At 52.9% G+C, this 24763-nt stretch carries 23 protein-coding genes; 15 read left to right on the forward strand and 8 right to left on the reverse strand.

Features of this window, described 5'->3' with window-relative positions; genetic code table 11:
• The first annotated feature begins 5 nt into the window (after positions 1–5).
• Positions 6–428: a secondary thiamine-phosphate synthase enzyme YjbQ gene (locus EFA69_RS03450; protein WP_123131692.1), complete on the forward strand. Its 423-nt coding sequence runs from the start codon at positions 6–8 to the stop codon at positions 426–428.
• A gap of 110 nt (positions 429–538) precedes the next feature.
• Here EFA69_RS03450 and EFA69_RS03455 read toward each other — a convergent pair whose 3' ends face one another.
• Complete coding sequence (locus tag EFA69_RS03455; RefSeq protein WP_123131693.1) at positions 539–2782, reverse strand: ATP-binding protein; 2244 nt, start codon at positions 2780–2782, stop codon at positions 539–541.
• Positions 2783–2951: 169 nt separating this feature from the next.
• Here EFA69_RS03455 and EFA69_RS03460 point away from each other — a divergent pair, with 169 nt between their 5' ends.
• Positions 2952–3251, forward strand: a complete 300-nt coding sequence (locus EFA69_RS03460) for an antibiotic biosynthesis monooxygenase family protein (RefSeq protein ID WP_123131694.1) — start codon at positions 2952–2954, stop codon at positions 3249–3251.
• Between the two features lie 97 nt (positions 3252–3348).
• On the opposite strand, the gene EFA69_RS03465 is transcribed toward EFA69_RS03460, so the two are convergent.
• Both EFA69_RS03465 and gpmI read right to left on the reverse strand, forming a co-directional pair.
• On the reverse strand, positions 3349–3972 hold the full coding sequence (locus tag EFA69_RS03465) for a hypothetical protein (RefSeq protein ID WP_123131695.1): 624 nt from the start codon (positions 3970–3972) through the stop codon (positions 3349–3351).
• A gap of 118 nt (positions 3973–4090) precedes the next feature.
• Complete coding sequence (gene gpmI / locus EFA69_RS03470) at positions 4091–5626, reverse strand: 2,3-bisphosphoglycerate-independent phosphoglycerate mutase (protein WP_123131696.1); 1536 nt, start codon at positions 5624–5626, stop codon at positions 4091–4093.
• Between the two features lie 141 nt (positions 5627–5767).
• Between gpmI and EFA69_RS03475 the strand changes: the two genes are divergently transcribed.
• From EFA69_RS03475 to purU, 9 genes are all read left to right on the forward strand, one after another.
• Positions 5768–6169, forward strand: a complete 402-nt coding sequence (locus EFA69_RS03475) for a DUF4783 domain-containing protein (RefSeq protein WP_123131697.1) — start codon at positions 5768–5770, stop codon at positions 6167–6169.
• A 101-nt stretch (positions 6170–6270) separates the two neighbouring features.
• Positions 6271–7128: a carboxylating nicotinate-nucleotide diphosphorylase gene (nadC, locus tag EFA69_RS03480; RefSeq protein ID WP_123131698.1), complete on the forward strand. Its 858-nt coding sequence runs from the start codon at positions 6271–6273 to the stop codon at positions 7126–7128.
• A 141-nt stretch (positions 7129–7269) separates the two neighbouring features.
• Complete coding sequence (locus EFA69_RS03485; protein WP_123131699.1) at positions 7270–7869, forward strand: YcxB family protein; 600 nt, start codon at positions 7270–7272, stop codon at positions 7867–7869.
• Positions 7870–7911: 42 nt separating this feature from the next.
• Positions 7912–8211 (forward strand): hypothetical protein, encoded by a 300-nt coding sequence (locus tag EFA69_RS03490; RefSeq protein ID WP_123131700.1) that lies wholly within the window; start codon positions 7912–7914, stop codon positions 8209–8211.
• Positions 8212–8441: 230 nt separating this feature from the next.
• Positions 8442–8531 carry a heavy metal-binding domain-containing protein gene (locus EFA69_RS20680; RefSeq protein WP_394342818.1) on the forward strand — a complete coding sequence of 30 codons (90 nt, stop codon included), beginning with the start codon at positions 8442–8444 and terminating at the stop codon, positions 8529–8531.
• A gap of 64 nt (positions 8532–8595) precedes the next feature.
• Positions 8596–9330 carry an SAM-dependent methyltransferase gene (locus tag EFA69_RS03500; RefSeq protein ID WP_123131977.1) on the forward strand — a complete coding sequence of 245 codons (735 nt, stop codon included), beginning with the start codon at positions 8596–8598 and terminating at the stop codon, positions 9328–9330.
• A 3-nt stretch (positions 9331–9333) separates the two neighbouring features.
• Positions 9334–10128, forward strand: a complete 795-nt coding sequence (locus tag EFA69_RS03505; RefSeq protein WP_123131702.1) for a ZIP family metal transporter — start codon at positions 9334–9336, stop codon at positions 10126–10128.
• Between the two features lie 161 nt (positions 10129–10289).
• Positions 10290–10973, forward strand: coding sequence for a DUF2939 domain-containing protein (locus EFA69_RS03510; protein WP_123131703.1), 684 nt, complete (start codon positions 10290–10292; stop codon positions 10971–10973).
• Between the two features lie 101 nt (positions 10974–11074).
• Positions 11075–11905, forward strand: a complete 831-nt coding sequence (purU, locus tag EFA69_RS03515) for a formyltetrahydrofolate deformylase (protein ID WP_123131704.1) — start codon at positions 11075–11077, stop codon at positions 11903–11905.
• A gap of 62 nt (positions 11906–11967) precedes the next feature.
• On the opposite strand, the gene EFA69_RS03520 is transcribed toward purU, so the two are convergent.
• Together EFA69_RS03520 and EFA69_RS03525 are read right to left on the reverse strand one after the other, a co-directional pair.
• Positions 11968–13335: a deoxyguanosinetriphosphate triphosphohydrolase gene (locus EFA69_RS03520; RefSeq protein WP_123131705.1), complete on the reverse strand. Its 1368-nt coding sequence runs from the start codon at positions 13333–13335 to the stop codon at positions 11968–11970.
• Positions 13336–13451: 116 nt separating this feature from the next.
• Entirely contained in the window at positions 13452–15608 is a 2157-nt protein-coding gene (locus EFA69_RS03525) for an IPT/TIG domain-containing protein (RefSeq protein ID WP_123131706.1), read from the reverse strand.
• A gap of 693 nt (positions 15609–16301) precedes the next feature.
• Between EFA69_RS03525 and EFA69_RS03530 the strand changes: the two genes are divergently transcribed.
• The 3 genes from EFA69_RS03530 to EFA69_RS03540 all read left to right on the forward strand — a co-directional run bounded on the left by EFA69_RS03530 (position 16302) and on the right by EFA69_RS03540 (position 20865).
• Positions 16302–18488: a prolyl oligopeptidase family serine peptidase gene (locus EFA69_RS03530; RefSeq protein WP_123131707.1), complete on the forward strand. Its 2187-nt coding sequence runs from the start codon at positions 16302–16304 to the stop codon at positions 18486–18488.
• A gap of 115 nt (positions 18489–18603) precedes the next feature.
• Positions 18604–20286: a S41 family peptidase gene (locus tag EFA69_RS03535; RefSeq protein WP_123131708.1), complete on the forward strand. Its 1683-nt coding sequence runs from the start codon at positions 18604–18606 to the stop codon at positions 20284–20286.
• A gap of 102 nt (positions 20287–20388) precedes the next feature.
• Positions 20389–20865, forward strand: a complete 477-nt coding sequence (locus EFA69_RS03540; protein ID WP_123131709.1) for a GNAT family N-acetyltransferase — start codon at positions 20389–20391, stop codon at positions 20863–20865.
• Between the two features lie 182 nt (positions 20866–21047).
• On the opposite strand, the gene EFA69_RS03545 is transcribed toward EFA69_RS03540, so the two are convergent.
• Positions 21048–21356, reverse strand: a complete 309-nt coding sequence (locus EFA69_RS03545) for a DUF4286 family protein (protein ID WP_123131710.1) — start codon at positions 21354–21356, stop codon at positions 21048–21050.
• A 341-nt stretch (positions 21357–21697) separates the two neighbouring features.
• Positions 21698–22933: an MFS transporter gene (locus EFA69_RS03550; RefSeq protein ID WP_123131711.1), complete on the reverse strand. Its 1236-nt coding sequence runs from the start codon at positions 22931–22933 to the stop codon at positions 21698–21700.
• 206 nt (positions 22934–23139) lie between these two features.
• Here EFA69_RS03550 and EFA69_RS03555 point away from each other — a divergent pair, with 206 nt between their 5' ends.
• Entirely contained in the window at positions 23140–24027 is an 888-nt protein-coding gene (locus EFA69_RS03555) for a TraB/GumN family protein (protein WP_123131712.1), read from the forward strand.
• A gap of 155 nt (positions 24028–24182) precedes the next feature.
• On the opposite strand, the gene EFA69_RS03560 is transcribed toward EFA69_RS03555, so the two are convergent.
• On the reverse strand, positions 24183–24740 hold the full coding sequence (locus tag EFA69_RS03560; RefSeq protein WP_123131713.1) for a type 1 periplasmic binding fold superfamily protein: 558 nt from the start codon (positions 24738–24740) through the stop codon (positions 24183–24185).
• Positions 24741–24763 lie beyond the last annotated feature (23 nt).

Here is a 24763-nt window from a genome sequence, read left to right on the forward strand (position 1 = left end):
TGCCTATGAAGTGGTTCCAAAAAGCTATCCGCCTGCCCGCCGTTCCGCGGGGCTTTCATCTCATCACTGATCTGCTGGAGGCGCAATTGCCCGAGTTGGAGGAAATAGAGGTGGGGCTGGCGCATGTTTTTATTCAGCACACCTCGGCCAGCCTGTGCATCAATGAGAACGCAGACCCTACCGTGCGGCATGACTTTGAGCAACACTTCAACCGGGCTGTGCCAGAGAACGCTCCCTATTACCGCCATACCCTGGAAGGGGCAGATGACATGCCCGCGCACATCAAGGCGGCTTTGTTAGGTGCCTCGGTGACGGTGCCCATCACCAAAGGCCGTTTCAATCTGGGGACCTGGCAGGGCATTTACCTCTGCGAACACCGTAACCACGGCGGCAAAAGAACGGTGATGGTCACGCTACAGGGCCAATAGAAATCCATCCATTTCCTTCCGGAATAGTTTTTGCGTTTAGGGGCCGTTTTTGGAAAAAGAGCCCCTAAACGCAAAAACCGCTTCTCCTCAAAGACGGGTTAAAGCTCGGGCTATGCCCTGGAAGCGGAGTTATAGTCAATCTCCCCGAAGTGAACGGTAAACGTGGTGCCCACTCCTTCCTGACTTTCCACCTCTATGGTGCCGCCTAAGGCTTTTACCTGCATTTTGGTGAGGTATAGCCCTAAGCCTTTGGATTGTTCATGGCTGTGGAAGACTTTGTATAAGCCAAATAGCTTATCCCCTACCCTTTGCAGGTCCATGCCCAGGCCGTTGTCTGCCACTGAAAGGTGGAGAATATCATCTGAGGTGCGCCAGCTTCTAATGAGCACTTCCGGCGCCCGGTCTGGGGAGCGGTACTTCAGGGCGTTGGAAATGAAGTTGTGCAGGATGCTCTCCAGGTACAGCTTAGGAATGTAGATGGAGGCCTCTTCCAGATCAGTTTTGATCTGGGCGCCGGTCTGTTCAATAAGGGTGGCCAGATTCTGGGCTTCCTTTTCAATGAGTTCGGCTAAGGGCACCTCTTCATGCGGAAGCTGCTTTACCAGGTGGGTCTTGAGGATCACGTTCAGATCATCAATGGTCTCAGACATGTTGTCACTGACCCGCTGCACGTTCTTCATGGCGTAAGCGGCGCTTTCTTCACCCGGTTCGGCGACATAGAACTGGTGGAGGCTCTTGATGGTGGCCAGTGGGGAACGGAGGTTGTGCGAGATGATGTACGCGAAGTCCTCCAATTGGGCATTTCTGGTGCGCAGCTGCTCTGTGTTGAGCAGTAGTTCCTGGTTCAGGCGCTGGAGCTTAGAAGCTTGGTTGCGCAGCCGGATGGCAATCAAGTCTTTGAGCAGGATCTGGGTGATCTCTATCTCATTCATGGTCCAGGGCTCAGACTTGCCTCTGATGACTTCCACCCATTGCTCAAAGGATTTGCGGGGGTGCAGATGCAGGTTCTGGTCTTCCAGCATGGGTTTTTCCGGGTTGCCGGCCCAAATCCTGGTTTCCTGAATCTCGGGTTTGAAGAACAGCAGGTATTCTTGGTTGTAGCGTGAAATCTCCAGCGCCAACAAGCCGCTGGCCGTGTCACTGTAAGTGCTAGCCTGCGGCCACTCCTGAGACAGCTGCCGGGTATAGAAAACACCTTCAGACACATGTTCAGAAAGCCACTGCGCCATTTCTTTGATTTCCTGGGCGGGCGGCGTTTTTCCTATAGTAGTGACGGAACTGTCCAGCAGCAGTGCGGCGCCGTGGCTTTCTGTGATGTCCAGCAAATTGGGATGCTGGTCAAAGAGAGCTTTCTCCATGCCCAACCCTTTGTTTAGGTGCTCTATCAGGGTCTGCTCATTGGCTTTAAACCTGTTGAACTGCTCCTGGTCGCGTTTCTCCTGCATGGAAGAAATGGTGTTGGCGAAGGCTTTGGTGACCAGATCACAGAGCTGGCGGCGCCATACATCAATATAGATGGGTTCCACGTGGTGGCAGGCAATCACTCCCCAAAGCTGGTCTTTCACAATGATGGAGAACGAGATAGTGGCGGCCACACCCGTGTTTCTGATGTACTCCAGGTGTATCTCAGAGGGATTCCTGAATTCAGAGAGAAGAATGTTGGTGGGTTTGCCGGTAGCGGGATTCAGGTAAGGCGTTATCTCCACGGCCTGGGCGTCCACGTCTGGGATTTGCCGCACGTGCTTGTGCAGGAGCAGCTGCCGCGCCGGGGAGGGAATGTCTGTAGCCGGGAAATGGTGGCCTATAAAAGAATGCAGCCGCTCATTGCGGCTTTCGGCAATTACGTCTGTGTTCCACTCCTGGTCAAACCTGGTCACGTCTACCCGATCATAGGCTAAGATGGTGCGGAGGGTGTGGGCAACGGCTTCGGCGGCATGCTCCAAGGTATATACCATGTTCAGTTTGTTGTGCAGCTGGTACAAGAGCGTGTTGTGCTGCATTTTCTGGGTGTCTGGGTACGGGGCGCTGGGCTCGCACTCCAGTACCAGCTTGTCTCCAGACACATGGGTATAAGCCACAAAAGGAGCCTTGGCCAGCACTACAAACTGCGCCTCCGGCACTGTTGGGTCAAAAGTAGCGGACTCTTCTGGGAAGAGAATACTTAGCGGCTTGCCCAGAAGTTCTTCTAAGGCAAAAGGAAGAAACTGGGGAATGTTCTGACTGCCCTGTTCTATCTGAAGTGTCTCCTGGTCCAGTACAAGTAGAAAACCGTGCGGTTGTATGCGGCCTATGATGTGAATAGGTTCTGTGTCACAGTTGGAGAGATCTACTTGGTGGTTCTGGTAATTTTGCATGCGGCTTCTTTCTTCTCCCTGATCTGCCGAAGGAGGCACAGGAATAAACTTTCCGATAACGGGGCAGATTCAATTACGTTACAATTTTGCCTAACTTACTGCCAATTACAAATCTTACGTAAAACGCCGGGTCCGCAGATGTAGCGTTTAAGAATTAGAAAAGCAATATATGTTCATAGCCCTCAGTACTTTTACCATAGCCAATGACACCGAAGCCAGTGTGAAAGAGGCGTTCAGAAACCGTCCGCACATGGTAGACAGCACCCCCGGGTTTCAGAAACTGCAGGTACTTTCTCCGCAGGACAATCCCAATGAGATCTGGCTCATGACGTACTGGGACGATGAGGAAAGCTTCAAGACCTGGTACAAAAGCCACCAGTACCAAGAGTCGCACAAAGGCATCCCGAAAGATACCAAGCTGGTGCCTGGAAGTACCAAAGTACGTTACTTCTCTGTAGTGGGTGAATAGGCGGCAGTGGGCACGGTAACTTGCGTTTAGCGGCTCTTTTTTGAAAAACAGGCCCTAAACAGAAAACCAGAAGAATCACCTTAGGGCTAATGCTTTCTTAGCGCACTACTTCGGCGGCCACGCCGTAATGCTGCGCATCCATCAAAAGAAGTTTCTGGGTTTCTTCCAGACGGTACCGTTGCAGGCTGGGCGTGGTGCCGGGCTGGGCTTGCAGGAACAATTGCTTCTGCGTTCTGAACAGCATGTTTTCCTGTACTATGGTGGCACTTAACTGGACCAATTGCCCCTGGGCATTTACCGTATATGTTACCTCCTGCACGTTTGTATTGGCCCCGTCTTTAGCTTTATAACGATGTACCTGCTGCCCGGCGGCATTATTGGACGTTTCCTGGGTGAAAACGCCGGCAAGGGCAGGTTTATTGATGTCGGCGTCAGCGAAGGCACCTAGTTCTTCCCCCCAATGGAGGGTAGCGATGGTTTTGGTTTCAGTGGGTTTGCCTTCCTCTGAGACCGTTTTGCGCACAGCGGCTGGTTGGGCACTCAACGCTTTGGCTTCCTGATCCAGGAAGGTTACCAAGTCAAACGCCTGCTGGGTACGTCTGGCGGTGGTAGGGCCGGTGGGCTGCTCTTCTTCACAGGCACTTGCCCCAAACAAAATGAAAACGAGGCCTAGAAGCAGGGCTCTCCTGAACCAAAAGCGTACAGCGGTAGCGAGAAACATAGCGGTGATGGATGAATGATGGGCGTTTAGAGCCTATTTTACGGAAAACAGATGAAAAACGGAGACAGAGAAAGCAGGTTCATGTTTCTCTGTCTCCGTTTTTTATAGTGGAGTAAGGTTACTCTGCCTTTGCAATAAGCAACGAAGTGCCGCTCATGTCAGCGGGAGCTTCTACGCCCAGCAGGGCCAGCACGGTGGGGGCAATATCACCTAATTTCCCATCCTGCAATTCTCCCTGGTAGTTGTTGTCGGCTAAGATAACGGGCACCAGGTTGGTGGTATGGGCCGTGTTAGGCGTACCGTCCGGGTTGCGCATCACATCGGCGTTGCCGTGGTCTGCAATGATGATAGACGCATAGCCATGCGCCAGAGCGGCAGAAATAACGGCCTCAGCGCATTGGTCCACCGTCTCCACAGCTTGTACGGCGGCTTCAAACACCCCGGTATGGCCCACCATGTCTGGGTTGGCGAAGTTGAGGCAGATGAAATCAGCGGTTTCCGCTTCAATTTCTGGTACAATGGCATCTCTGATGTCAAAGGCGCTCATCTCGGGCTGCAGGTCATAGGTAGCCACTTTAGGCGAAGGGCACAACAGCCGCTTTTCGCCGTCAAAAGGCTGCTCGCGGCCGCCGGAGAAAAAGAACGTCACGTGCGGGTATTTCTCGGTCTCCGCAATCCTGATCTGGGTTTTGCCGGCGCTGGCCAGTACTTCGCCCAGCGTGTTGGCCAGGTTGTCTTTGTCAAAGATGGGGTGTACGCCTACAAAGGTGTCATCATAGTTGGTGAGCGTGTAGTAGCGCAGCTGGAGCGGTTGCATGTCCTGCTCCGGGAACGCGCGTTGGGTGAGCGCCTGGGTAATTTCGCGCCCGCGGTCGGTCCTGAAGTTGAAGCAGATCACCACATCGCCCTCCTGGATCTTGGCCATCGGCTCGCCGGCCTCGTTCAGGCACACAATGGGCTGGATAAACTCATCGGTCACGCCGTTGTCATAAGATTCCTGCATGGCTTCGCGCCAGTTCACAGAGCCTCTTCCCTGGGCGTGCACCAGCAGGTCATAAGCCAGTTTTACGCGCTCCCAGCGGTTGTCGCGGTCCATGGCGTAGTAGCGGCCAATAATAGAAGCCAGCTTGCCGCCCGTGGTATCTAAGGTGTTCTGGAGGTCTGTGAGGTAAGGCAAGCCTCCTTTGGGGTCTGTGTCGCGGCCATCAGTGAAGGCGTGCACAAATATCTGGGGAGCGCCTTGCTCCTGCGCCAACGTGCACAGGGCCTTTAAGTGGTCTATATGGGAATGCACGCCGCCGTCAGACACCAGGCCAATGAAATGCACCGGTTTGCCGTTCTCGCGGGCGTACTGGAAAGCGTCTTGCAGCACCGGGTTCTGGCCCAGGCTCTTCTCCCTGATGGCCACGTTCACTTTCACCAGGTCTTGGTACACCACCCGGCCGGCGCCCAGGTTCATGTGGCCTACCTCAGAGTTGCCCATCTGGCCTTCCGGTAATCCTACGGCTTCGCCGGAGGCTTGCAGGCGCGCGTGCGGGAAACGCTGGAAAAGAGAATCCATGAAAGGGGTTTTGGCGTGCTCAATCGCCGATACGGAAGGGTCTGTTCCCAGGCCCCAACCGTCTAGAATCATCAAAAGTACCTTCTTGCTCATGCGCGTAAAGATACAAGCCTCTCTTGAAAAAGAAGCGCCTAGTCTTTGATTCTACAGATTTCGTGTATCTTTAGGGGGCTGAACTTATCTGCCTTTGGCATAGTTTTGGCATACGAAGAAGAAAATCTGGTTTAAGAAAACATGAAAAATTTCAGAAGATTGATGGCGATGACCGTGGTGCTGTTGGGGATTCTGGTTGGTGCCGGACAGGTAACCGCCCAGTCTGACGTGATGGGAGGCATCCAGTCGGCGATAAAATCTGGTTCTTCCCGTGACCTTGCCCGCTATTTCAATTCTAAGGTAGACGTGAACATTGACGGCGACAACGGCAGCTACAGCCAGAGCCAGGCCGAGATGGTGGTTCGCAACTTCTTCAGTAAAAACGCGCCGGTAAGCTTCTCCTTTGACCACCAGGGTGGTTCTGAAGACGGCCAGCGCTACGCCATTGGCAAATACAACCACAAAGGCGGCCGCTACAATGTGGTGGTGAAAGTGAGGAAATACGGCGATTCCTATAAGATTGACACCATTGAGTTTAAGTAAATAAGGCAAGACTACTCACTTAATAGAAATATAATGGCGGCTTTGCGCCGATAGAAAGGAAAAGGCACCGTAGATTCGGTGCCTTTTTTTATTTTTGCACCGTGAAAGCTCCGTACCTAACCCCCGATGCCATAAAAGCCTTCATCCGGCAGGCCCTGCAGGAAGACGTAGCCGATGGCGATCACTCTTCATTGGCCTCAATTCCGGCAGATGCCACAAACCAAGCCAAGCTTCTGGTGAAAGCCGAGGGCATTCTGGCCGGAGTGGAACTGGCGGGCTATATCTTTGCAGAGGTAGACCCGGCGCTCAAGCTGGAGCTCCGCATGAAAGACGGCGACTCCATGAAGCCCGGAGACATTGCGTTCACGGTGCACGGCAAGGCGCAGTCTATCTTAACGGCAGAGCGATTGGTTCTGAATTGCATGCAGCGCATGAGCGGCATTGCCACCTACACGCAAAGCATTGTGCAGCTCATTGAAGGCACCGGTGCCCGACTACTGGATACCCGCAAAACCACGCCCAACTTCAGGATGATGGAGAAATGGGCGGTGTTAATTGGCGGCGGCACCAACCACCGGTTCGGGTTGTATGACATGATTATGCTCAAAGACAACCACGTAGACTATGCCGGGGGCATCAGGCAAGCCATTGAAGCCACGCACCGCTACCTGGAGAAACTGGGCCGGAAGTTGAAGATTGAAGTGGAGACCCGTAATTTGGACGAGGTGCGGCAGGCCCTGGAAACGGGCGGCATTGACCGCATCATGCTAGACAACTTTGAGGTGAATAAACTGCGGGAAGCGGTGGAACTCATTGGCGGCCGCTATGAAACCGAAGCCTCTGGCGGAATCACGGAGCAGACCATTAGAGCCGTGGCAGAGACGGGAGTGAATTTCATCTCCGTGGGCGCCTTAACGCACTCTAACCGCAGCCTGGACCTGAGTTTGAAAGCATTTTAAGGAGACGTAAGATTTAAGACCTAAGACATAAGACTAAAAGAGTAAAACAGAAGATTGGGCTAGAGGTTAGGAGAAGTTGTTAAGGAAAATCATACATCTTGTGTCCTTGGTCTTATGTCCATTTACAAAGTAGAGTAAATTATGCAACAACCAAATCAACGCGGCGGACAGCGGATGCAGCAACAGCAGCCCTTTAACCCATTGGCCATCCGCACAAAGAAAAATCAGTTAGATAAAAACGACTACGCCAAGATGGCGCTGCTCCAGGTTTGGAAAAAAGAATGGTGGCGGGCGCTCATTCCGCTGGTGCTTTTCTCTCTGCCGGCCGCTTTCGCCTTCTCCTGGTGGTGGGTGGCGGGTGCCGTGTTGGTAACCGTGCTGTACGTTCTGGTGCGCTCTGCCCAGGTGATGGGGGTAACCCAGATGGAACAGAGCAACGTGCTGTTTGAGCGCGTGATGTTTGAGATTGACCAGCGCCAGATTCTCATGAAGCGAAATGACCGCGAGGGCATGGCCCTGCAATGGGATATGATTGAGCGCGTAAGCCAAACCAAAGACGCCTACCAGATGTACCTGAAAGGCCCCTCTCCGGAGCAGATGCCCAAAGGCTGGAAAGGCTGGTTAGCCAAAACTTTCAACGTGCCGGTTTTTTTGCACCTGCCCTACAAAATCTTCAACAGCCCCAATGACCTCAAGTTGATGGAGTCGCTGTTGCGCCGTAAAAACTTTATTCCCGCGTAAGCGTCTAAAACAAAATCTGTTTCAGGCTTAATTTCCGTAAAAATGATAAAAAATACTCTTTCCGTTTTCGCCGTGGCCGGTGCCCTTTTGCTGGCTTCTTGCAGCAGCGAGCCGTCTGACCTGCGTCCTGAGGTAAAAGTTACTACAGATTCCGTTCCTCCAGGAATGCGCAACAACACGTCTAACATTGACAACGGCAACGCCGAAGAAGCGGTGGCCCGTGAAGACGTGCAGGTAAACCATGATGAGCACGAGAACGCCACCAAGCCTGGCGCTGAGAAAGGGGTTGTTGACCCAGCTCAGAAAGCCAACACCAAAGAAGTGGTAGAAAACCACGAGTAATCACCTCTGGCCAAAGCCCGTTTAGGGGCTGTTTTTCCAAAAACAGCCCCTAAACGGGCTTTGGCTTACCTTTTATTTTCATGAAAAAGACTTTCTATACCTGGGCGTTGGCGTTAACGGCCCTGGCCACTGTCTCTTCCTGCAATAGTTCTTCCACCGCTGAGCAGCCCGCCACTTCTGCCCAGCAAATGGCGTACATATGCCCCATGGAGTGCGAAGGCAGTGCCAGCATGCAGCCGGGCAAGTGCCCCGTATGCGGCATGGACTTAGAGAAGAATCCTAAGTTCCAGGCATCGGCAGACAGTACTACCACTTTATAGGCCCAGCCCCGGAGAAAGAAGCCGGAGCGGTGGCATTGCTTTTCATCCTTGTCTGCCCATGCCCATGACACATCCCGCAGAATGGTTTCACACCTGGTTTGATTCACCGTATTACCACATCCTGTACAAGAACCGCGATGCCCGGGAGGCCCAGCGGTTCCTGGACAATCTGTTGGATCATCTCAGGCCTAAATCTACCTGCAAATTTATGGACCTGGCCTGCGGCCGAGGGCGGCATTCTGTGTACCTCAACCAGAAAGGCTTTGACGTAACCGGGCTAGACTTGTCTGAGCACAGCATCGCCTATGCCCGGCAGTTTGAGAACGCAAAGCTACGGTTCCACGTGCATGACATGCGCGAAGTGTTTGCCCCAGATGCGTTTGACTTCGTCTTCAACCTGTTCACCAGCTTCGGTTACTTCGCCCCAGATTATGAGAACGTGGTGGCGTTGCGGTCTACGGCGGCTTCCATCAAACCCGGCGGCAAGCTCATCATTGACTTTATGAACACACGGCGGGTCATTAACCGTTTGGTGGCCAAGGAAACCAAGCAGATAGACCAGCTCACGTTTCATATTACCCGCAAAGTAGAGGCTGGCTTCATTCTCAAGACCATCCGGTTTGAGGACCAGGGCCAGCCCTATGAATTTATAGAAAGAGTACGCGCCCTGGAGTATGAGGAGTTTCTGGAGTACTTCCGGATGGCAAACCTGCGGCTGGCCAACGTGTTTGGCGACTACCAACTGCGGCCTTTTGACCCTCAGCAGAGTGAGCGTATGATTTTCATCCTGAAGAAATAACCCATGATAGTAGCGGTTTCCGTTCTATTCTTTACTGTATTGCTGGCGGGGTGGCTGGTGCGTTTTCTGCCTCAGAACAACCAGCGGTGGCTTAAATTGCTGTTGGCCTTTAGTGGCGCCTACCTGTTTGCGCTCACCATCCTGCACATTTTGCCAGATGTGCTCCTGAGCACCCAAGACCCACACCGGGTAGGCTTTTACATTCTGGCGGGTTTCTTCCTGCAGCTGGTGCTGGAGGTTTTTTCCCACGGGGTGGAGCACGGGCACATCCACGCGCACCCGCAGGGACACCATCACCACCACCAAGGCATTGGCGCCGTTCCGGTGCTGCTGCTCACCTCCCTGGTGATCCATTCTTTTCTGGAGGGCAGCGTGATGGTGCAGAGCCGTATGGCCGCCCAGCAAGCGCATGAGCATTTACACAGCCACGCCCACACTCATGTGGGGGATAATTTTTACCATATTCTGGCTGGTATTGCGTTGCACCACATCCCGGCGGCCATCGCGCTCATGTCGGTGTTGGTGGAGCGGCTGCATAGTTTCAAGAAAGCCTTTGGGTACCTGCTCCTGTTCGCTTTGGCCTCGCCTTTGGGGCTTTTGTTCAGCAATTACGTAGCCTTGGAGAAACTTCTTTCCGGCGAAGCCTACACTGTTTTATCTGGTCTAGTGGTAGGGAACTTCCTGCACATCTCCACCACCATCTTGTTTGAAACCAGCCCGGAACACCGCTTCAACCGGGGCAAACTGCTGGCCACCATAGCCGGGGCCTTGATCGCCATTGGCGCGGGCATGCTGTAGATTATCTCTCTTATTTTTCCTTGGGTGAGCCGAGGATGCGTTTAGCGCCTGTTTTCAGAAAAACGGGCGCTAAACGCACCCTCGGCTTTTTCTTTGAAGAGACATTGGCAGACATTGCTTTTTTCCGTAGATAGAAGTCAGACAGACAAACGGAAAACGATATGAAAAGAATCATGGTGGTGCTCTCGGTGCTGGTGCTGGTGGGGGCCGTGGGCTTCTGGCTGTACAAGCGTTACGCCCAAGGGCCCGAATATTCCCTGTACCAGATTAAGCAGGCCGTAGATAACCGCGACCTGGTGGCGCTGGAGAAATACGTAGACGTAGACCGCACCACGGCCAGTTTCCTGGACCAGGCGGTAAAAGCTGGCATGGCCGAACTGCCCCAGAAAGAACAGGCGCTGGCGGCTATGGCCTTAGGCATGGCCATGGCCTCTAAGAAAGAACAGGTGTTGCAGGCCATGCGGAGCGGGATTGAGGAGTACGTGGAGAAAGGCGAAGCTGGCAAGAACCCGCCCGCCCAGGTGAGCGAGGAAGAATGGCAACAGTTGCAGTCCGTGCTGCCCGTGCAAAAGCTCTTGCAGGAAAACCCACTCATGAACAGCCGCCTGGAGGGAATCACCTACGTACGCCGACAAGATTCGCTGGCCGTGGTGGGGCTTGACCTTAGGGTAGCATCGCAGGCTAACCCGGTGATTGTGGAAGTGCAGATGCGGGACCAGGGCAATTATTGGCAGGTGGTGGGCTTGCCCAACGCCGGCGCCGTCATGAAGCAGCTGGGCCTGCTGGAAACCTTCAAAGAACTGCAGAACCTCAAAAACCTGCCGCAGCTGAAACTACGCTTTTAAACCATTGGGATTCAGTTGCGCCCAACTTTATTATATTGGCGTTTAGCGGCTCTTTTTCCAAAAACAGGCGCTAAACGCAAACCCGTCACGCTCAAGTAAAAATGGTCCATATCCTCCTCATTGACTGCCCAGACCGCAAAGGCCTCATCTTCACCGTTACCCAAATCGTTTTTAGGAACAACCTCAACATCACCAGCAACGATGAGTTTGTGGACCGGCAGCAGAATCAGTTTTTCATGCGGGCCGAACTGGCGGGGGACGTGCAGCCCGAGGCGCTGGTGCAGGAACTTAAAGCTGAACTTCCGCCCGAGGCCAACATCCGGCTGGTGCCGGAACGCAAAAAAGACATCGTGATTCTGGTCACCAAGGAGCATCATTGTTTAGGCGATCTGCTCATCCGGCACGAGTACGGCGACCTCAACGCGAACATTCTGGCGGTGCTGGGCAATTACGCCGAGCTGGAATCGCTGGTGTCGCGCTTCGGGATTCCGTTCCACCACGTGCCGCACGAGGGAAAGACCCGTGAAGAGCACGATCAGGAAATGGCCCAAGTGCTCACCGCCTACGCCCCAGAGTACGTGGTGCTGGCCAAGTACATGCGGGTGCTGAGCCCGGGGTTTGTGGCGCAGTTTCCCAACCGCATCATCAACATCCACCACTCGTTTTTGCCCGCATTCATTGGGGCCAACCCGTACCGGCAGGCCTATGAGCGCGGCGTGAAGATCATTGGCGCCACGGCCCACTTCGTGAACAGCGACCTGGACGAAGGCCCCATCATCGCGCAGAACGTGATTCAGGTAAACCACGCCCAGAGTGCCCGAGACATGGCCCAGTCTGGCCGCGATGTGGAGAAGATTGTGCTGGCGCAGGCGCTTAAGCTGGTGTTCACGGAGAAGGTGTTTGTGAGCAACAACAAGACCATTATCTTCTAAACCTGCGCATCTGGCATGGGTACGTTTAGGGGCGCTTTTTGGAAAAACGGCTCCTAAACAGGTTAATACATCTTGGGCAGTTCTATCCCTTTGATTTTGCGGTACAGGCCAATGGCGCTGCCGTCGGTGAGGCCGGAGATAAAGTCTGTGATGTTGAGGATTTTCTCGTAAGGGTCTTGGGAAAGCTGCCGCTGCGGGCTCAGGAACTGATCTGGTACCAAATCTAAGTACTTGCGGTGGCGGCCGGCGGTGGGGTCAAACACGGCCTTGAGAAAGGCTTCGAGCAATCCGCCCAGCACCTCAAACCCAGCGGCTTCAATCTCCAGCACCGGCCGGTTGCGGTAAATGCGGTCAATGGAAATTTTCTTGATCTCATCCAGCGCTGCCTTCTGCTGCACCAGATTAATGAGTGATTGGTCAAAGGTGCCGTTCAGGATAGCCTCCTCCTGATCCAGGAAAATGCTGCGGCATTCATAGATGAGCTTGTTGATGATGACCGCCCGCCACACGCCCAGCTGTTCGCGCCAGTCATAGAACGTGGTGCTGTGCACCTTACCGGGTTGCTCGTTGAGCAGCGGGCGCAGCAGTTCCCGAGCCTGCTCAAACGGGATGAGGCCCAAACGGCAACCGTCCTCAAAGTCAATGATGCGGTAACAGATATCGTCGGCGGCTTCTACCAGAAAAGCCATGGGGTGGCGGTGGAACGCATTCTCTCCGGCCGGTAACATGCCCAATTCCTGCGCAATTTTCCTGAAGTGCGCCTGCTCGGCCTGGAAGAAGCCGTACTTTTTCTCGCTCGCATTCTTAGAGCCTTTCACCACCGCGTCTGAGGGGCGCGGGTATTTGGTGAACGTGGCCAGGGTGCTGTAAGTTAGGCGCATGCCGCAGGTGCCGTTGCTCTGGCCCGGGTGCGTGTGCGTGAGAATCCGGAAGCCGGCGGCGTTGCCCTCAAAGTTCTGGAGATCCAAAATCTGGGCGGGAGTTAAGTCTTGCAGAAAGCCGGCGGCCTCAGGGCTCCTGAAAAATGAAGAAATCGCGTCTTCGCCGGAGTGCCCGAAGGGCGGGTTCCCGATGTCGTGCGTGAGGCAGGCCGCCGCCACCATGTCCCCGAAGTCAGACTCCAGCATGCGGTTAGGCGAAGTCTGTATCTCTGGGTGGCGTTCCAGCAGCACCTTGCCCACCATGCGGCCCAGGGAGCGGCCCACGCACGATGTCTCCAGGCTGTGCGTGAGCCGGTTGTGCACGAAATCGCTCTCCGGCATGGGCATCACCTGCGTCTTGTTCTGCAGGCGGCGGAAGGGTGTGGAAAACACCAGCCGGTCATAATCGCGCTGAAACTCGCCGCGCACAGACTCATCTGTGGCGTGTTCTAAGGTTTGTTCATCAAAGCGTTTCTTGGAGATCAGGCGCTCCCAGGTCATCTGTGGCATGGCAAAACTCTAAACCCCGAAGCTACGGCTCCGGCGCGAGCAAAGCAACCGGCTGGCGTTGGACAGAAGGGTGCGTTTAGGGGCTGTTTTTCCAAAAACAGCCCCTAAACGCAAGGTTACAGTTTGTCTACTTTGATGTACCGGAAAGTGCCGCTCTCCCTGCCAGATTGCCACCTGATGAGGAACAAGCCCTGGCCGGCTACCGGCAGCGTGAGCTCATAGCGGTTAGATGCCGGCACCACATCTACCGTGAGTGAGGCGTGTAGGCGGCCAGAGAGATCATAAACCGTTAATTGCAGCCGGTCGGCCACGGGAGAGTCAAAGTACAGAGAAGTCTGGCTGCCGCCCGGGTTAGGCGCCAACTGCCGTACAAACTGAGGGCCCGTTACCTGCACTACATTGGAGAACTCTGTTTGCCCATTGTCTTTGAGCACCCGCAGGCGGTAATAGTTGAGGCTGCCCAGCGGCGCCGGGTCTGTGAATTCATAGGCGCTGGGCGAGGTGGTGGTGCCGTTGGCCGCAACACGGCCTATTTCTGTATACGTGATGCCATCTGGGCTTCTTTCCACCGCAAACTGGGTGAACCCGTCCTCGGCCTCCGTGGTCCATTGCAGTTGTACCTGGTTATTGGCCGTGAGGGTAGCTTCCAGCTCTATGAGGATTACCGGGATGGCACAGGCATTGGCCGGTCTTGATTCCATGAGGTTATAGTCGCAGATGGTGGGCCGTTGGCTTAGCTCCATCACGTAATTTCCCCCGGCAATGTCATTGGAGGCGTTCAGTTCTCGGGAAACCTGTCCTCTGGCCACGGCGTAATGCATGACGGCGCGAGGCAAGATCAAGTGGCTCAGTTGGTGGGCATGGCCCAGTTCATGCACCACCACCGACTGGAAATCGAACTGTTGGTTGCTGGGGGTGCCCGGGCCGAATTGCCAGTTGAAGTTGGAGGCGTACTCCATGTCTATCTCATCTACCGCCCAGTCAAGGGTGTTGTTGGTGGTGGAAATACAGCCCGCGTACCTGCTGATGGTGCGGCCCAAGACCCGTTCCGGTAAGTCGCCGTTGTTCACAAAGCGCACAGAGTTGATGTTGTCATCGGCGGTGGTGGCTACGGGAGCGTTGGGGATGGTGTTCCAGTTCACGAAAGTAGCGCAGGACCATTCGTTCATGGCGCGTTTGAACGCATGCAACGCCGGTTTATTGGCCTCAAAGCTGGCTCCAAACCGGAAGTTATAGCCACCCTCAGCATTTTTGGAGATCATCCTCACGGGGTAACTCTGCAGCGTAATGTTACGGTCTGCATTTTCATACTGTACATTGGAGTGGGCGAAAACGATGCTGAGCTGCGTTTCTGAGGTGGCGGTGTTGGGGTCATTGTTGGTGACTCTTATCACGCCAGAGCCGGCCGTGCCGTTGTCTTCGCCGGCGGTGGGTACTTTCACGCGTATCTCGGTGTTGGTCCAGCTCACGTAATCGGTGGGCAGCGGTTTAATGAAGGTGGCGCCTCCGTCATCGGCGTTCCGGAACTCCACAAAACCGTTGCCGCGCGTGTTCCCGAAGTTGTTACCCCTGATGGTGAGCACCTCGCCGGTACCGGCCCGCAGGCTGGCCGGGCTGAAGCTGCTGATGGCCGGGGTGAGCCTGCGCTGGTTCATGGTGCTTTCTTTGGGCTGTAAGGCTTTCTCCAGCTCCACGTTGGCTTTCACGGTACGCGCCGCCCGCCCAGACAAACGGGTAATAGAGCCATAGACTTGCAGCGGAATAGAGGAATACCGGGCGAAGGGGTCTTGGGCGGTGCCCTCAGAAAGCTGGTACTTGATGAAACCCTGCATGCTCCCAAAAACAGTGTAGCGTTTCTCTGTAGATTTCCCTTTAGAAGGGTTCAGGAAAAAGATGCCTTGTTGCTGCGGTTTCAGTTGCAGCGTGGCGGAGTAAACGTGCAGGTCAAGGTCTACCCGGCCTCCCTCCGTGATGACTTCCACGGTACTGGTGCCGGGAGTGCCTTTGAAGACTTTGTACACTTCCACCTGGTGCGCGGTGTAGATGTTCTCGTGCTTATCGTCCCAGAAAGAGCGTTGGCTCACCACCTTTCCCTCCACCACCACCTCGGCGGCTTGTACGCGTTCCTCCAGAGACAACGGCAGGAGCAGGCACACCTCCTGGCCCTGGGCCGAAGTAGCGGAAAGCCAGCCTATGAGGTTAAACGCCAGCAGCAAAACGGCCAGACGGTTCTTGAGAAAATAAGAAAACAGACGGGTAAACCTGTGCTTCATAGTAGCCTTTGATAGATGCCGCAGTATAGAATTAGCGTTGCGTGGTAACCCCTCCGCTAGAGAAAGATACTGTACCGGCGGCACCCTTGCAATACACCTACGGAAATTTGCCCCGGTACGGATGTGGCCCAGGCGGCAGGCATAAAAAAACTGAGGCACCTACCCCTAAAGGTAAATGCCTCAAGCTAAACAGGAACTACTTCAGTAATAGAAACGGGTAGCGGTGCCCTATATTGCACAGAACATAAATAAAGTTGTTTTTAAGCTGAATCTGGAAAAACAGCCCTAAACGGCTTTAGAGGAGGCAGCGGAAAACCGAAGAGCCAAGAGAAAGACTTTGCATCTCGGCTCCGCCACTGTCACATGATCTTCTTGCCCTATAATAGCGGCAACATGGGCTGCTGTCTGGTAACTAACAAAGGGAGCCAGCTATAATCAGCTCACTCCCTTTGCTACGGTACACAACAACTATTTCGCCCTTAAAACGGAGGAGGTAGGCGGGATATTGTGTGGCTGAGAAAATTTATTTTGCGTTTAGCGGCTCTTTTTCCAGAATTGAGGTAAAAACGAATCCTTGCGGAAAGCGGAACTGTACCGGAAATTGTCTTCCTGGCGTTAGAAATATATCTTTGGAAGGAGCCTTTTTCCTGTTAAGGCTACTGTAGAACCCTCCAGGCTATAACCCACTAAAACATGAACAGACAAACTTCGTTTCTATGCCTTGCGGCGCTGGTGGCGTTCACCGGTTGCAAAACCAGTACACCCGCTGGTACGGCCGCAACTACCGCCGTGGCCGCAGAAGCTCCTGCGGTGGCGGCAAAACCTTCAGATATGTACCCTAAAACCGAGAAAACAAATCACGTAGATACCTACCACGGGACCCAGGTGCCAGATCCTTACCGCTGGCTGGAAGCCGATACGGCCCAGAACGTGGCGGCGTGGGTCAAAGAACAGAACCAAGTGACGTTTAATTACCTGGATAAGATTCCGTTCCGGGAGCAGATCAAGCAGCGCCTGACGCAACTCTGGAACTATCCTAAGTACGGTGCCCCTTTCCGCGAAGGCGACTATTACTACTTCTATAAAAACGACGGGCTCCAGAACCAGGCGGTGCTCTACCGCCAGAAAGGCCTGAACGGCACCCCGGAAGTGTTCCTGGACCCCAACAAGCTCTCAGAAGACGGTACCACCTCGCTGGGTAGCCTGGCGTTTAGCAAAGATGCCAGATACGCCGTGTACACCACCTCCACCGGGGGATCGGACTGGCGCGATGCCTACGTGCTGGACGTGGCCACCGGCAAAAAACTGACCGATGAGCTGCACTGGATCAAGTTCTCGGGCACCAGCTGGCACAAAGACGGGTTCTTCTACAGCCGCTACGCCGAGCCTACGCAGGGTTCCAAACTGGCCAACAAGAACGAGTACCACAAAGTCTATTACCACAAAATAGGCACGCCGCAGAGCCAGGATAAACTTATTTGGGAAGCCAAAGAACATCCGCTGCGGTTGCTGTTCGCCAGCACTACGGAGAATGAAAAGTATTTAATTCTCACCGCCTCTGAAGGCACCAGCAATAATTCTTTGTATGTGAAGGATCTCTCTAAACCCAACAGCCCCATTGTGCCGTTGGTGGAGACTTTTGACAAAGAATACGGCGTGGTGGAGAGCGTGGGCGACAAACTCATTGTGCTCACCAACCAGGGGGCGCCCAAGTACAAGCTAGTGGAAATTGACCTGAAGAAACCGCAGCAAAACAACTGGAAAACCCTGGTGCCCCAGACCGACAACGTGCTGAACTACGCCACGCTGGTAGGCGGGAAACTCATCCTGAACTACATGAAAGATGCGGCTACGCTGGTGCGCGTGCATGACACCACCGGTAAATGGCTACATGATGTACAGCTGCCTACTTTGGGTACTGCGGGCGGTTTTGGGGGCAAGAAAGCAGATAAAACGGTCTTCTATACTTTCACGTCGTTCACGTACCCCAGCGCTATCTACCAGTATGATATTGCCACCAACAAATCTACCCTGTTCCGCAAGGCCGAGGTAGACGTGGACATGGAGGCCTATGAGACCAAGCAGATTTTCTATACCAGCAAAGACGGGACCAAGGTACCCATGTTCATCACGCACAAGAAAGGCCTGCCCCTGAACGGCGACAACCCCACCTACCTCTACGCCTACGGCGGATTCAATTCGGCGGTAACGCCGGGCTTCAGCATTTCGCGTATGCTGTGGCTGGAGAACGGCGGTGTGCTGGCTATTGCCAACATCAGGGGCGGCGGTGAGTACGGCGAGGCCTGGCACAAAGCGGGCATGACGCCTAACAAGCAGAACGTGTTTGATGACTTTATCGCCGCCGCAGAGTACCTGCAAAACCAGAAATACACATCGCCGCAGAAACTGGCCATTGTCGGAGGTTCCAACGGAGGTCTGTTGATTGGCGCAGTAGCCAACCAGCGCCCGGAGCTGTTCAAAGTGGCTTTGCCCGCCGTGGGGGTCATGGATATGCTGCGGTTCCATAAGTTCACGATTGGCTGGGCCTGGGTACCCGAATACGGTTCCTCAGATGATCCGGCGCAGTTCAAGAATCTGCTCCAATTCTCGCCTCTCCACAATATCAAGGAAGGCGTGAAATACCCCGCCACGCTGGTGACCACCGCCGACCATGACGACCGCGTAGTACCGGCCCACTCGTTCAAATACATTGCTACCTTACAGGAGAAAGCCGCGCCGGGCAATCCTTACCTGATTAGGGTAGACGTGAAAGCCGGGCATGGGGCGGGCAAGTCTACCACCGCCCAAATTGCCGAGGCCGCCGATACCTGGGCTTTTACCTTCTACAACATGGGCGTGAACCCGTATCCGGCGCAGTAGAAGAAAGATGTGCATATATATAGGAAAGCCGATGTTTGTATACAAGCATCGGCTTTTTTGCGTTCTTTTTAAAATACATAATCTTATTTCTTAAACGTATCCTTAAAACGAATCTATGAAGTTTGCTGCTACACAGGTCTCCTTTCTGCTTCTTATTGTTTTTCTAGTGACAGGTCACTCGGCGGTGGCTTTGACAGAAACAGAACGTCTTGCTTCTTGGGCTAAAATCTGGGGCTTTCTGAAATATTACCACCCAGAAGTGGCCAAAGGAGAACGAGATTGGGACCAGCAGATGATCACCTTATTGCCTGAGGTGCGAATGGCAGCCACTCCCGAAGAGCTTTCAACTATTTACGCTAAGTTGCTTGAACAACTGGGGCCGGTAACTAACTGCAAAAAGTGTGGTTCAGAAGAAAAGATTTCTGTATGGCACCGGCGTAATCTGGATTTGTCTTTTCTGGCAGATTCCCGCATGCTTACCCCAGCCTTGCAGCAAAAGCTGCTTCACCTGAAAAACAACCGGAACCAACAGCCTAATTTTTATGTAAAGACCAGATTGCCTGGTGTGGCTCATTTCAGCAATGAAAAATATTATGAAGAGATGCTGTTCCCTTCAGAAGAATACCGGTTATTGGCGCTCTTTAGGTATTGGAATGCCATCCATTACTTCTTCCCATATAAGTATGCCATTGACAGAGACTGGAATCAGGTGCTGGAAACCCTGATCCCGCTATTCAAGGATGCTAAGGACTTGCGGGCTTATAATTCGGCACTTTGGCAAATGGTTTCCAGTGTTCAAGATAGCCACAGCCTATTTGTGGCAAAATCGCCGGAGACCTTAAAAGCGCATCGTAATGTAAATGGCACTGGTTACATCTCTCCCTATGCAATTTCTTTTGTAGGTCGTAAACCAGTAGTTAGTGGATTCAGGAATGATTCTGTGGCGGCTTTAGGGCCTCTGCAACTAGGAGATGTCATTACGCATCTTAATCACTTACCGGTAGACTCCATTATTGAGAGAAGCAAAATATCTATTCCGGCCTCCAACCAAGCCACTTTATTACGTTCGCTCAAAAATACCTTGCTTACAGGTTATACCCCAGAGATGGACATAACCTTTGAGCGAAACGGCAGAAGTGTGACGCAGAAGTTACGCCTCTATAGATATAATGAGTTGAGACCTAAAAGGAATCAACCTGCCCCAGCGGTTTCCTGGGTAGAAGATGGGATCGCCTATGTGCACATGGGGAATCTAAAAGAGACTCAAGTAGACAGTACCATGCAATCACTGATGACAAGCAAGGCTATCATTTTTGATCTGAGGTATTATCCGCAACTGACAGGCTTTAAAATTGCTCCTTATCTAACCTCTAAAAAGGTAGTAAAAACCTTGGCTACAGGTCCTGATTTTACATTTCCAGGTATATTCCAGAGTCTTAAGCCTGCAGTCATACAGCCCGTCAAAGGAGTATGCTACAAAGGGAAAGTCATCATGATCATGAATGAAGACACCCAAAGCCGAGGCGAATATACGGTCATGCTTTTCAAGGCCTCGCCAAGGTCTATGACGGTGGGTAGCCACACGGCGGGCGCTGATGGTAACGTGGCCTATCTTCCCTTGCCGGGCGGGGTGGAAGCTGTTTTCACCGGGTTAGGCGTTTACTACCCAAACCGGCAAGAAACGCAGCGTGTGGGGCTTTTGCCAGATATAGAAGTAAAGCCTACCATCAAAGGAATAAAAGACCAACGCGACGAGCTACTAGAAAAAGCCCTGCAAGTGGCGCGAACAGAAATGTAGTGCTGCCATTAGAAGGTAAGTTATTCTTGTGTTTCTTTGCCATTAGCAGAGCCATCTAGATTAGTGAGGCCTTGATTTTTTCAAAATAGCTGTAAATAAAATATGAGCTTGACCGTCACCATCCGGAAAGGAACCGAGGCCGATTTACCCGGTGTACACGCCCTTATTGTGGAACTGGCCGTGTATGAGAAAGCGCCTAACGAGGTCACCAACACCATAGAGGACATGCGCCGCGATGGATTTGGCCAAAGCCCCATCTTTGAGTTCTTCGTGGCAGATTCTGTGGAGGAAGGCATTGTGGGCATCGCGCTCTACTACACCGCCTACTCTACCTGGAAAGGCAAGATGCTGTTTCTGGAAGATATTGTGGTCACAGAACGCCTTCGCCGGCAGGGCATAGGCCGCATGCTGTTCAACGCGGTGGTGCAGGCCGCCAAAGAAGGAAGCTATAAGCGCATGAAATGGCAGGTGCTGGACTGGAACGAACCGGCCATCAACTTCTACTGCAGCATAGGCGCCAACCTGGACGGTGAGTGGATCAACTGCAACCTCAGCCAGGAAGAACTGCAGCGGCTGTAGCGTTTGCGTTTAGGGGCGCTTTTTCTGGAATTGGGGCAAAACTGGGGAAGTAAAGTCACCTTGCTCAGCCGCAGGCTGTAGTATCAAAGCAAAAGAGGATTCCCGTTTAGGGGCTGTTTTTGAAAAAACGGCCCCTAAACGGGAATCCTCTTTTAATGTGCTTCAGGCGGTGGTTAGACTATTTACTCTGCCACTACTTCCAGCACCGTCCTGAAGGAAACGTACTGCTCTGGGTAACGCGCGCGCATTTTGGCCTGCATGGCCGGGTCGTGGTCGCGGTGGTACTCCAGGAGGTCATCCATGTGGCGGGCGTAGTACTGGATGGCGTAGGTGGTGCCCCCGTTGTCCTCTTCCTCCATTACTTTGGCAATCTGGAATTTCACGAAGAAGGTGGTCGCCATCACCTCTGGAATATGCGTTTCCTGCATCCACTGCAGCCACTCGGCGGCCACGGCGTTGTCTATGTTTACGGTCTCGTTGAAAAGAATCATTCTCAAAATTAGTGCTAATCTTGCTAGACTAACAAAGAGTCCTGAAAAATGGTGCCTGATTCTGTTGCGGGCTGTGTTTCTTCGGTTGCTTTCCCTAGGCTAAACTACGTCTGGCTACAGGATTACTACTCCAATGAGCATCCGCCCCAATAAAGTGTCAGGCATCAGTGCTTAAAGGAGTAGCCACTCATAAGTTATTTAGCAGTAGGTGATTTTATGCCCTTCAGCACTTTTATTTCGGCTTCGGGAGAAGATAGCCCTGGTATACTGGTTTGGGCGAGTGTGGCCAGAACCAGCACATAGCTGTAGGGGCCGTTTTCAGAAATAACGGCCCCTAAACGCTATTCTACGTAATCCAGGTCTTTGTCAAAGCTTTCGGGCAGGGTGCTGATGGCCAGGAGTGCGATGAAGAGAGTGGCTGCGCCCAGGAGAGCCGCCGTTTCCAGAAGACCCAGCGTGTCCTGCAATCCCTTGAACGAAAGCGTGAGCAGAACCACGGCCCCGCGCACAAAGTTAGGGACGGTGGTAGTCACGGTGGCCCGTATATTCGTCCCGAACTGCTCCGCCGCAATGGTCACGAAGATGGCCCAGTAACCTCCCCCAAAGCCTAAGGCCACGCACAGCCCATAGAAATAGACCTCGCTCGCGCCCCGGGCCAGCAGGAACAACGCGATAATGCCGGCCAGCAACAGCAGGAACAGGACTACCACCCATTTTCTGCTGCGTAACTTCTGGCTCAGCAGGCCGCTCGCCAAATCACCTACCGTAAGGCCGAAGTAGGAATAGGCGATGCCCTTGGCCGCCGAAATGGGGAAGGTGATGCCCAGGGCCTGGCCAATCTCAGGAGAGAACGTAATCAGGACCCCTATCACAAACCAGATAGGCACCCCAATCAAGATGCACTTGAGGTACTTGTAGAAGCGGGCGCCGTTGGTGAAGAGGCTCAGAAAATTGCCCTTTGCCACGTTTTGGCGCTGCGTACGGGCAAACATCCCAGACTCATACACGCTCACCCGCAGCAGTAACAGCAGTAACCCCAGGCCCCCGCCCACAAAATAGGCGGTGCGCCAGTGGAAATACTCACCAACCACGCCCGCCAGAATCGCCCCTGAAATCCCGACGGAGGCGACAATGGTAGTGCCATATCCCCGCTTCTCTTTGGGGAGTACTTCAGACACTAAGGTGATGCCCGCCCCCAGTTCCCCGGCCAGACCTACCCCGGCTATAAACCGCAGCCATGCGTAAAGTTCAAGATCTGAAACGAACCCATTTAAGATATTAGCGGAAGAGTACAATAAAATAGAGCCAAATAGGACCGATATGCGGCCTCTTTTGTCGCCCAGAACTCCCCAGAAAATACCACCTAGCAGCATTCCGGTCATTTGCATATTTATGAGGTAAACGCCTTTCTCTAGGAGTTCCTCTGGTTGGGTAACCCCTAGATCCCGGAGGCTCGCCACCCGAACAATGCTGAACAGTACTAGGTCATAAATGTCTACAAAGTAGCCTAATGCCGCAATAATGACGGCGGCGGAGAGAATTTTAGAGGGGGAGGCAGAAGGGTTTGTTGTGTCCATGTGACGATTGGGTTAAGAAAAGGTTTGTAATTATTTTGGATTTTGTCTAGGATTATTAAAGTATTTTGAAAAAATTATATTTATTATGTTTACAATTAATTATATTTTTTAAAGTATTTTCGCGAATCGTAGAAAATTTCAACTCGGTGATTCTTGCGCAGGAGAAAAATCTTATACTTTTGTAAAAGATTTGTAACCTTAAACATATGGCCACGTATAAAGGCGGTTTTATTTGGTGCTTCCTGGCAAGCTTATTTGTAGGGATCTTCTTCTCTTCAGAGGCGCTTTGCTCCACTCCTGCTCCCCAGAAGCAGTCGTTGCTTTGGAAGGTGAGCGGCAAAGGCATCAAAACTTCTTACATCTACGGAACATTTCACCTGGTGCCCAAAGATCAGTTTACCTTGCCTGAAAATGTAAAGCAAAAACTGATCAAATCCCAGGCGGTGGTGTTTGAAGTTGACTTAGACAGCCCACGCCTGAACAGCCTGCTGTCCAGATCCATGCGCATGAGCCAGCCCATTGAAAGCCTGATGACTGCGCAGGAGTATAACCTGCTCACTTCCTTTGTGAAAGACTCATTGGAGCGCAGCATGCAGCAGTTCCGCTACATTAAGCCGGGTTTCCTGGGGCAGTTGCTGCTTTACCCTAAACTGTTGGGTTATAACCCAGAGTCTTATGATCTGGCCCTGCTGAATCTGGCTAAGAAATGGCACCGCTCTGTATATGTGCTGGAAACCCCGGAAGAGCAGATTGCCCTGTTTGACAAATCTACCTTAGAGAAACAAACCACAGAATTACTTAACAGTGTGAAGCAGTTTGACCGCCAGCGCAAGCTGATGAAAAAGATGCTGAACCTGTACCAGCAGCAGGATCTGGATGGTTTGTACTCGCTTATCACTGCCCAGGAAGAATCTGCCGAGACCCAAGGCCTGCTTCTGGATGAGCGCAACCATAAATGGTTGACTCCCCTGGTGAACATGATGCAGAAAGAGCCTTCCTTTGTGGCGGTTGGCGCGGCTCACTTACCCGGTGAGAATGGTTTGATTCAGTTGTTACGTTCCAAAGGATTTAAAGTAGAGCCCGTATTAGAATAGACACTTACATACTTAGTAACAGAAAAGGACCGGTTCATAATGTTGAGTCGGTCCTTTTCTATTTAGAGGCCGTTTTTGGAAAAAGAGCCCCTAAACAGAAAAGCCTCCGGTACAACCGGAGGCTTTTCTGCAATGCAAGCAGCAAGATGAGGGCGTTATTGTATCTGGACCGGGAAGGTTACTTCCACATCAGTCTCGCCGGTGTTAATGGTGCTGGTGGCGTTCTTGAGGCCGGGCTGGTGCTTCAGGACTACCTGTAGGGTACCAGTGGAGGATGAGGTGGTCATCATTCTGGTGGTAATGCCTATGGGCAGGTTGTTGCTGTCCTTGTCAGTTGAAGTTACGGTCAGGTTTAGGCCGGGAGACGGCACATAGAAAAACTGGTGCTCGTGGCCTTCTTCTTGTACTTCCGCGGTGATGTCTTCTGCGGGACTTTTAGATTCGTCCAGCACCTGCACCGTTACTTCATACGTTTTATTGGCGGCCAATTGCGCACCGGTAATTACCGGGTTCGCGCCTCCGTCGCCGTCCAGGTCACGGTAAGAAGCGGTTACGGTAGTGCCTCCGCCTTGCGGAACCATGGTCAATTTAAGGGTAGTGATGAGCTCTTCTTCGTTTTCAGGCAGTGGGTCTTCGTCATTGCTGCAAGAGCTGGTCGTGAACACGGTGGCGGCAAACAGAATAGCGAGGGATGGTTTCAGAAATAATTTCATGGTGTGTTTTACTTTAGGTAACT

Source organism: Rufibacter immobilis (genome assembly GCF_003721565.1).
Taxonomy (GTDB): Bacteria; Bacteroidota; Bacteroidia; order Cytophagales; family Hymenobacteraceae; genus Nibribacter; species Nibribacter immobilis.